Origin of the sequence: Actinomyces sp. ICM39 (assembly GCF_000282935.1) — a bacterium.
Lineage (GTDB): Bacteria > Actinomycetota > Actinomycetes > Actinomycetales > Actinomycetaceae > Pauljensenia > Pauljensenia odontolytica_B.
This window is the reverse complement of record NZ_ALCB01000014.1, coordinates 1-6383: the sequence shown is the minus strand read 5'-3', so window position 1 is coordinate 6383 and position 6383 is coordinate 1. Positions and strand designations below refer to the sequence as shown.

General features: G+C 65.9%; 7 protein-coding genes. 6 read left to right on the top strand and 1 reads right to left on the bottom strand.

The features are described 5' to 3' along the window. Positions 1-17: 17 nt before the first annotated feature. Positions 18-722 (bottom strand): ion transporter, encoded by a 705-nt coding sequence (locus HMPREF1137_RS00685; protein WP_007587663.1) that lies wholly within the window; start codon positions 720-722, stop codon positions 18-20. Between the two features lie 267 nt (positions 723-989). On the opposite strand from HMPREF1137_RS00685, the gene HMPREF1137_RS00680 reads away from it, so the two are divergent. The 6 genes from HMPREF1137_RS00680 to HMPREF1137_RS00655 all read left to right on the top strand — a co-directional run bounded on the left by HMPREF1137_RS00680 (position 990) and on the right by HMPREF1137_RS00655 (position 6349). After that, on the top strand, positions 990-1427 hold the full coding sequence (locus HMPREF1137_RS00680; RefSeq protein WP_007587659.1) for a MarR family winged helix-turn-helix transcriptional regulator: 438 nt from the start codon (positions 990-992) through the stop codon (positions 1425-1427). Beyond that, a complete protein-coding gene (locus tag HMPREF1137_RS00675; protein ID WP_007587665.1) occupies positions 1424-2251 on the top strand; it encodes an ABC transporter ATP-binding protein in 828 nt (275 codons plus the stop codon). The genes HMPREF1137_RS00680 and HMPREF1137_RS00675 overlap by 4 nt, the downstream gene beginning before the upstream one ends. After that, positions 2248-2886 carry an ABC transporter permease gene (locus HMPREF1137_RS00670; protein WP_007587662.1) on the top strand — a complete coding sequence of 213 codons (639 nt, stop codon included), beginning with the start codon at positions 2248-2250 and terminating at the stop codon, positions 2884-2886. The genes HMPREF1137_RS00675 and HMPREF1137_RS00670 overlap by 4 nt, the downstream gene beginning before the upstream one ends. Next, the gene (locus HMPREF1137_RS00665) at positions 2883-3578 is read left to right on the top strand and encodes an ABC transporter permease (RefSeq protein WP_007587657.1); all 696 of its coding nucleotides are present in this window, start codon (positions 2883-2885) and stop codon (positions 3576-3578) included. Before HMPREF1137_RS00670 ends, HMPREF1137_RS00665 begins: the two co-directional genes overlap by 4 nt. Then, positions 3575-4492, top strand: coding sequence for an ABC transporter substrate-binding protein (locus HMPREF1137_RS00660; protein ID WP_007587660.1), 918 nt, complete (start codon positions 3575-3577; stop codon positions 4490-4492). Before HMPREF1137_RS00665 ends, HMPREF1137_RS00660 begins: the two co-directional genes overlap by 4 nt. 261 nt (positions 4493-4753) lie before the next feature. Continuing rightward, entirely contained in the window at positions 4754-6349 is a 1596-nt protein-coding gene (locus HMPREF1137_RS00655) for a peptide ABC transporter substrate-binding protein (RefSeq protein WP_007587664.1), read from the top strand. Positions 6350-6383 lie beyond the last annotated feature (34 nt).

Genomic DNA, 6383 nt, shown 5'->3' with positions numbered 1-6383 from the left:
ACAAAAGTCCCTGCAGATCAGTCGCTGGCGCTTCCTTCGCCGCGCAGCTCGTCGAGCATGCCCGCCGTGAGGATGCCCGAGGGCAGGGCAACGACGGCGACGCCCATGAGCGAGGAGATCATGGCGATGGCACGCCCCACGTCGGAGGTGGGGTAGAGGTCGCCGTAGCCGACGGTCGTCAGGGAGACGACCGCCCAGTACACGGCATCGAAGAAGGTGTTGAAGGTTTCCGGCTCGACGTTAAAGATGGCGAGGGCGCTGACGAGGATGTAGCCGATGGCCAGGCCGAGGACGGCGAGCAGCGCCTCCCTCTCTTTCTCGAACACGGCGGCGATGACGGAGGCGCTCTTCGAGTAGCGAATGAGCTTGAACAGCCGCAGGGCCCGAAACAGGCGGAGGACACGCAGCGTGCGCGGCGCGTCGTTGAGGGCATTGAAGACTGGCAGGATCGACAGCAGGTCGATGACGGCCATGGGGGTGAAGGGATAGATCAGGAACGACAATGCGCCCTTGCCGAGCTTCAGATCCGCCGTCGCCCATCGTGCCAGATAGTCGGCGATGAACACGAGGACGCAGGCGTACTCGATTGTCTCGAGGACGGGGCTGGATTCCTTGAAGCACAGGGGAAGGAGGCTGGCGATAATGAGCACGGTCATGACGTGCCCGCACCACATCGCCGCTCCCCCATCACCATCCAGCAGAGAGTAGAGACGTTTCCGCACCTTTAACACTCCTCATCGATATGCGCGTCACGCGCCGGGAAAACGCACCCACGACTGGGCACTGACTTGCGTCGAGCGAGGGCCCCGGAGCTTGCCACTCGCCGATACCACGCACTGTAGCACCGCGCCGAGTCCCGCCGACCACGCCCCACACACAGTTGTGGGCCGCTCACAAACAGCACAAGAACGCCTATCTCGTCAAAAACTCAACGAGTTTCCCCTCACAAACACCATACATATCAATTATTTACGCGTAAGGTAGTGGGCATGGCAACAGATACATGCACGCTGTTCGCGACACTGATCGACACGGAAGTTCGCGCTTGGAGCGCCGTTGAATCCGCCCTCTCCGAGGCCGGAAACGCGCTGACACTCGGCCGCTTCCTCGTCCTGCGCACGGTCCGAGACACCCCCGCGTGTCGCATCCAGGAGGTCGCGGCGAGCCAGGGGATCACCCTGGGAGCGGCCTCGCGCCTCGTCGATCGCCTCCACCGCGACGGACTGCTGCACCGCACCCCGTGCGAGCACGACCGGCGCGCGACCATCCTGACGGTGACGGACCGGGGCCTGGCACACCTCGAGGAGGCCTGCGCGGTCGTCGAGAAGGAGCAGGAGCGCCTCTTCGCCCCGCTCTCCACAGTCCAGCGCGAGGAGCTGACGCGCTGCCTCGCGCTCATCGCCGAGGCTGCCAAGGAGCGCGCATGATTCGCTTCGACCACGTCTCCAAGACCTACCCGGGCGGCACACGCGCCGTCGAGGACTTTTCCCTCACCGTCGAGCAGGGTTCCACGACCGTCTTCCTGGGCACCTCGGGCTGCGGCAAGACGACGCTCATGCGGATGGTGAACGCGATGGTCACCCCGACCTCGGGCAGGGTATTCGTACGAGACCAGGACGTCGCAGGCGAGGATCCCGTGCGCCTGCGCCGCTCGATCGGCTACGTCCTACAGGAGGGCGGACTCTTCCCCCACCGAAGCATTGCCGACAATATCGCGACCGTCCCGCGCCTGGAGGGCGCCACGAAGCATGCCTCCCGCGAGCGCGCGCTCGAGCTCCTCGAGCTGGTGGGCCTGGATCGCGAGATGGCCGATCGCTACCCCGCCCAGCTGTCGGGCGGCCAGCGTCAGCGCGTGGGCGTTGCCCGGGCGCTGGCCAATCGCGCGGACATCCTGCTGATGGACGAGCCCTTTGGCGCGCTGGATCCGATCGTGCGCGCGGAGCTACAGCGCGAGCTGAAGGAGATCCAGCGGGCCTTGGGCACGACGATCCTCTTCGTGACGCACGACGTGGACGAGGCGTTCACGTTGGGCGACCAGGTTGCCGTCCTCTCGACGGGTGGCCGCATCGAGCAGGTGGGGACGCCCACCGAGCTGCTCTCCTCTCCCGCCTCGCCCTTCGTTGCGGAGTTCGTCGGAGCCTCGCGCGCGGCACGCCCGGTGCGCGTCGCCGGGCCGGGTGGCCTGGTCGTCGACGACGCCGGCACCCCCGTGGGCACGCTGACGACCGACGAGGCCGGGGAGCGTCCGTGACCTGGCTGTCCTCGAACTGGGGAGTGATTGGCTCCCTGACGCTCGCGCACCTGTGGATCGCCCTCCCAGCGGTCGCACTGTCGGTGCTGCTCTCCGTGCCGATCGCGCGCTGGGCGGCGTTTTCGCGCCGCGGCGGCTGGGTCCTGTCCGTCCTGTCGGCGCTGTACGCGGTTCCGTCGCTCCCGCTTCTGATCGTCATTCCCGTGATCGTCGGGGTGGCGCTGCGCTCTCCCGCCAACATGGTGATTGTCCTGACGCTGTACGGCGTGGCGGTGCTGGTGCGACAGGCCGCGGAGGGCTTCCGCGCAATCCCTCGCGCGACCCTGCAGGCCGCTAACGCGTGCGGCTACCCGCTCTTTCGACGCTTCGTCGAGGTGGAGCTTCCCCTGGCGACGCCCGTCATCATCGCGGGCACGCGCGTGGTCGCCACGTCGACGGTATCGCTCGTGACGGTGGGTGCGTTCATCGGAGTGCGCTCGCTGGGGACGCTGTTCACTGACGGTTTTCAGCGCGGCCTCATCGCCGAGGTCGTGGCCGGCTTGGTCGCAACGGTTCTCCTTGCGCTCATCATCGATGCGCTGATCCAGGGAATCGGCTGGGCGCTCACTCCGTGGACGAGGAGGGGGCGGGCATGAACATTCTCCTTGACGCCCTGAAATGGTTGGCAGTCCCCGCCCACTGGCTGGGCGAGTCCGGGATCCTCGTGAGGGCCACCGAGCACTTGGGCCTCACACTCCTGATCGTGGCGCTCGCGGCCCTCATCGCGCTGCCGCTGGGCACCTGGATCGGACATACGGGCAGGGGCCGATGGCTGGTGAGCGCGACGGGCGCGGCCCGCGCGGTTCCGACGCTCGGCGTCCTGACGCTGGCGGGCCTATGGCTGGGTATTGGACTGGCGGCGCCCACGCTGGCTCTCCTCATCCTGGCGATTCCGCCGCTCCTGTCGGCGACCTACTCAGGGATCGCCTCGACGCCGCGCGCGACCGTGGACGCGGCGCGAGCGATTGGGCTCACTGAAAAACAGGTCCTCGCGCAGGTCGAGGCCCCGCACGCGGCCGGCCTCGTCGCGGCGGGCGTGCGCTCGGCAACCCTCCAGGTGATCGCGACGACGACGCTGGCGGCCTACACGGCGAACTACGGTCTCGGCCGTTTCCTTTACGAGGGGCTGAAGACCCGCGACTACGCGGAGATGATCGGCGGCGCGATCATCGTCGTCGCCCTCGCGCTGGTGACCGACGCGCTCCTGGCCCTGGTGGCGCAACGCCTTCGGGCCCGCACCCATTCTTTCTCAGACAATGAGGACAACTCACTCAAGGAGACACTATGAAACGCACAATGATCACAATGGCTGCCGTCGCGGCTTCCGCCCTGGCCCTGGCCGCCTGCGGTTCGGCGGAGTCGGTCGGCGGCAACACGAGCACCGGGAGTTCGGAGAACGGCTCGACGACGCTCGTCGTCGGCTCGCAGGACTACTACTCGAACGAGATCATCGCGGAGGCCTACGCGCAGGCGCTCGAAGGGGCAGGCTTCACGGTTGATCGCCAGATGCGGATCGGCCAGCGCGAGGTCTACATGCCCGAGCTTGAGGCCGGCTCGATCGACGTCTTCCCCGAGTACACGGGCAACCTGCTGCAGTACCTGGATGCTGACGCGACCGCGCGATCCACGGACGAGGTGTATTCAGCTCTGCAGACCGCGCTCCCCTCGGGCCTGCGCGCCCTCGAGCAGGCACCTGCGACCGACCAGGATTCTTACGTGGTGACGGCCGACTTCGCGCAAGCCCACTCACTGACGTCGATCGGCGACCTCACGAACGCGGGCGCGCTCACCCTCGGCGGCAACTCGGAGCTGCGCACGCGTCCCTATGGTCCGACCGGACTGTCCGACCTCTACGGAGTGACCGTCAACTTCACCCCGATCGAGGATTCGGGCGGCCCCCTCACGGTCAAGGCCCTGAAGGACGGCGACATCCAGCTCGCGAACATCTACTCATCCGACCCGGTGCTCGCGGACGGAACGCTGACGGTCCTGACGGACCCGAAGGGGCTGTTCCTGGCCTCGCACGTGGTGCCCCTGGCCTCGTCGCGGGTAAACGAAGACGCGACCGCGGTCATCAACAGGGTGAGCGAGGCGTTGGACGCGCAGGATCTCATCGAGATGAACCGGGAGTCGACGGTCGAGCAGAAGTCCGCCTCTCAGATCGCCCACGACTGGCTCATTTCCGAGGGCCTGCTTTCCTAATTCTCGCTTCTCGACTCGACGAGGCCGGGGCCGGGTGTGTGCGCACGCTCAGCCCCGGCCTCGTCGTATGCCTACTCGGTCACACCCCACGCTCTTTTATGTGACCCACACCATCATTTGACCTACTTTTTACGTTTGTAACCAAAATGTAATGCGCACATGATGGACATCTTTCATGAATTCCACGCGCCACGGGTTAATCTCAGACCATACCTGAGGGCACCGCCCCCAGTTCCACCCATCAACCAGGAGGAGGAATCCATGAACCTGAAGAAGGCATGGCTCGTCATCCCCGCAGCTGCCGCGCTCGCCCTGACCGCCTGCGCCGGCGGCGGCACCTCGTCGTCCGGCTCCGGCGACAAGGTCGTCACGACCAACGGCACCGAGCCCCAGAACCCGCTCCTGCCGGGTCTGACCAACGAAAACGGCGGCGGCAAGATCCTGACCGTCCTGTTCAGCCAGCTCGTCCGCTACGACATCGACGGCACCGCCGTCCTCGACGTCGCCGAGTCCATCGAGCCCAACGAGGACGCATCCGAGTGGACCATCAAGCTCCACAACGACCGCAAGTTCTCCGACGGCACCCCCGTCCAGGCTCACAACTTCATCAAGGCCTGGAACCTCATCACGTCGAAGCAGCAGCAGCAGGCTGCCTTCTTCAGCATCTTCGAGGGCACCGACGACGAGGGTAACGGCGAGATCACCGGCCTGACCGAGGTCGACGACTACACCTTCACCGCGAAGCTGAAGAACCCCACCTCGGACTTCATGTCGCGCCTGGGCTACGTCGCCTACGCGCCGCTCCCGGACTCGACCCTCGCTGACCCCGAGGCCGGTGGCCAGGCCCCCGTGGGCAACGGCCCCTACAAGATGGCTTCGGCCGACGCGTGGGAGCACAACGTCAAGTTCACCACCGTTCCCAACGAGAACTACGTGGGCGACACCAAGGCCCAGAACGACGGCGTGACCTTCGTCTTCTACACGAGCCTCGACGCCGGCTACCAGGACCTGTCCTCCGACTCCCTCGACGTGCTCGACGGCGTCCCGGCCTCCGTGTTCAAGACCTTCGAGTCCGAGCTGAGCGGCCGCACCGTGAACCAGCCCTACGCTGGCATCCAGTACTTCACGATCCCGCAGTACCTGCCCCACTTCTCCGGTGAGGAAGGCCGCCTGCGCCGCCAGGCCATCTCCATGGCCGTTGATCGCGACACCATCACGAAGACCATCTTCAACGGCACCCGTACCCCCGCCAAGGACTTCACTGCTCCGACCCTCGAGGGCTACGACGCCAACATCTCCGGCAACGATGTCCTGACCTACAACCCCGAGAAGGCCAAGGAACTGTGGGCAAAGGCCGACGCCATCTCCCCGTGGGACGGCTCCTTCACCATCGCCTACAACTCCGACGGTGGCCACAAGGAATGGGTCGACGCGACCGCTAACTCCATCAAGAACACCCTGGGCATCGACGCCGAAGGCAACCCCTTCGCCGACTTCAAGTCGCTGCTCGATGCCGAGGACAAGCGCGAGATGACCGGCGCGTTCCGTAACGGCTGGCAGGGCGACTACCCGGCGCTGTACAACTTCCTGCAGCCCCAGTTCGCCACCGGTGCCGACGCCAACAAGGGCGACTACTCCAACAGCGAGTTCGACTCCCTGATGATCCAGGCCTCCTCCGCCACCACGACCGCGGACGCCGTCAAGACCCTCCAGCAGGCCCAGATGATCCTGCTCCAGGACCTGCCGGCCATCCCGCTGTGGTACCCGAACGTCAGCGGCGGCTGGTCGAAGAACGTCGACAACGTCAAGTTCGACTGGAAGGGTCAGCCCGTGATGTACCAGGTCACCAAGAAGTGATCGCACGAGGTTAACCTCGATTCAGGGGCGGGCG